The organism is Glaesserella parasuis (assembly GCF_002015085.1).
Taxonomy (GTDB): domain Bacteria; phylum Pseudomonadota; class Gammaproteobacteria; order Enterobacterales; family Pasteurellaceae; genus Glaesserella; species Glaesserella parasuis.
The window spans coordinates 58,576-61,156 of sequence record NZ_MUXW01000006.1; the positions used below are offsets into that span (position 1 = coordinate 58,576).

1 protein-coding gene is annotated in these 2,581 nt (G+C 45.3%); it reads left to right on the plus strand.

What is annotated here, in order from left to right:
• A partial coding sequence (locus B0183_RS13000) for a collagen-like domain-containing protein (RefSeq protein ID WP_459543470.1) occupies nucleotides 1-2,581 on the plus strand: 2,581 nt, incomplete at both ends.

A 2,581-nucleotide genomic window follows, 5' to 3' on the forward strand; every position in this document is an offset into this window, starting at 1 on the left:
GTCTGAGTTAGTAAAGTCTCACACCAAAACATCCGCTTACACGGATAAAAGAGCTCAAGTATGCACCTCAGATTATTTTTTAGATAAACAGCAAGATAAATTTAAATTAAGTCTAGTATTACTAAGTATATTTTTTAGTCCAGTAGGTTTAGCTGCATATCTTCTAGATGGTGCTACTACATCGAATGGATCTGACGACGGTTCTATTGGTATTGGTAAAGAGAGTAAGGTTTCGTATGGTGCTGTTGCTATCGGTCAGAAGTCAAAAGCTGAAGCTAGGCATAATATTGCGATAGGTTATGAAGCAGATTCAGGAACAAGCGTAAACTCTATTACGATAGGCTACAATACTAAAGTAAGTGGGGAGCAAGGAATTGCCATCGGGATTAGATCAAAAGCGGGAGGGAGATCTGTTGTCTTAGGCGGAGATGCCGAAGGGACAACTACTCAAACAGTTGTAATAGGTAACCTTGCTAAAGCAACTGGGTCACAATCTATTGCTATCGGGGCAAATGCCAAAGCGGAGGGGTATGGCTCCATATCAATCGGTGGAGATGATTTAGATCAAACGAAATATAACGATAATAATAGTACAAACCAACCCCGCCACACAACAACTGCGAAAGGTAAGGCCTCTGTTGCTATTGGGGGTCTGTCTTTGGCTGAGGGCGACGGATCTATTGTTGTAGGTCCTTTAGCATCTGCAAGTGATGTTGAAGGCATTGCTATCGGTGCGAGAAGTAAGTCTACCGCTGAGTACGGTATTGCGGTTGGTGGTGGTGCAACTGCTGGAAAAAACGCCGTTGCTGTTGGTAGGGACTCGAAAGGTGCTGGGGAAGATTCCATTGCGATAGGTAATTCTGCGAAAACAACAGGGGCAGACTCTGTTGTTGTGGGTGCCAATATCGATGTGACAGATGGACAATTAGTGGCCATTGGATACCAAGCAAGTGCTAAAAGTCATTCTACTGCCTTGGGTTATAAAGCCTCTGCCGGTGGTATGCACTCTGTTGCTGTGGGTGAAAGTGCCATGACAAATGATGGTGCTGCTAGAGCAACCGCACTTGGTAATAATACCGTTGTCACCGTGGGCGGCGGTGTGGCATTGGGTTATGGGTCAAGAGCAGAAACGAGAGGGGGTATTGAAGGGGAAAAACAGTCTTATTCTGTAACAACAGGGGTAAGCAGTGTTGATAACGGCTTTAAATCCACACAAAATGTTGATGGTAATGATATTGGTGCAGTTTCTGTCGGTATGGGCTCAGGTAATAAACTCATCAAACGCCAAATCGTCAATGTGGCGGCAGGTAAAGAATTAACCGATGCGGTAAACGTGGCGCAGCTTAAATCTTTAACGATGAAGATTGCAGGGGATACAGGCAATTCTGATAATGAGAAAGTGGGTATTTGGGAAGGTACGCTTAAAGTGCTAGGCACTAATGAAGAAATCAAGACCAAAGCGGATGGTTCAACAATCACGATTTCGTTAGAGGACAAGATTAAGAAACAACTGGCTCAGATTGCCGATAAAATGTCATCCTTTAAGATTAAAACAGATAAGGATAACAATGAAGCTACAATTAAGGATGGAGATACGATCCAGTTTACTGCTGGGGACAATATAAAGATTACCCACAATAATAAAAATCTAAATTTTGCCGTCACTTCAGGTATGTTTGCTTCTACAACTGATGGCAGATTATCACAACAAACCGCAGGGCTAGCAACCGTTAATGATGTAGTATCGGCAGTGAATAATGCAGGTTGGAAACTGATGATTGCGAAAGGGGCTGGTCAAGCAACTCAACCTGCGGCACATCTTATCAAAATGGGCGATACGGTAAAATTTACTGCAGGCGATAATATTAAACTAACTCAAGAGAACGGTAATATCACCATTGCCACTAAGGGTAAGTTAATTGAACGTACGGAAGAAACAAATGGTGGTCTAAAAATTATCTATACAGATAGTTCGCATGACATTATCAAGAAAGGTGAAAAAGGAGATCGTGGTGAAACTGGCCCTGCGGGTCCAGCAGGTCCAATTGGACCACAAGGTGAAACTGGTCCTGCTGGTCCAAAAGGTGATGCAGGTCCTAGAGGCGAAGCTGGTTCAACAGGTCCGATGGGTCCAGTGGGTCCGAAAGGTGAAAAAGGAGATCAAGGTCTGGTGGGTCCGGCAGGCCCAGCGGGAGAGCGAGGCGAGCAGGGTCCTAAAGGAGATAGAGGTCCAAAAGGTGATACAGGTGAGAGAGGTGCAACTGGCCCTGCGGGCCCAGCAGGGGCTAAGGGTGAACAGGGTCAAAAAGGAGATACAGGTCCAAAAGGTGATACAGGTCCAAAAGGTGATACAGGTCCAGTGGGTCCAGCAGGGCCTAGGGGTGAACAGGGTCCTAAAGGTGAACAAGGTATTCAAGGACCTACGGGTCCAACGGGACCACAAGGACCGCAGGGAACAGCAGGTATTCAGGGACCTAAGGGTGAGCGAGGAAATGTGAGTGTCAGCGGTTTACCGATGGAGTATACAACGGAAGACGGCAAATCAATTATCAATATGGGAGGTAATTTCTATTTGGAAGAA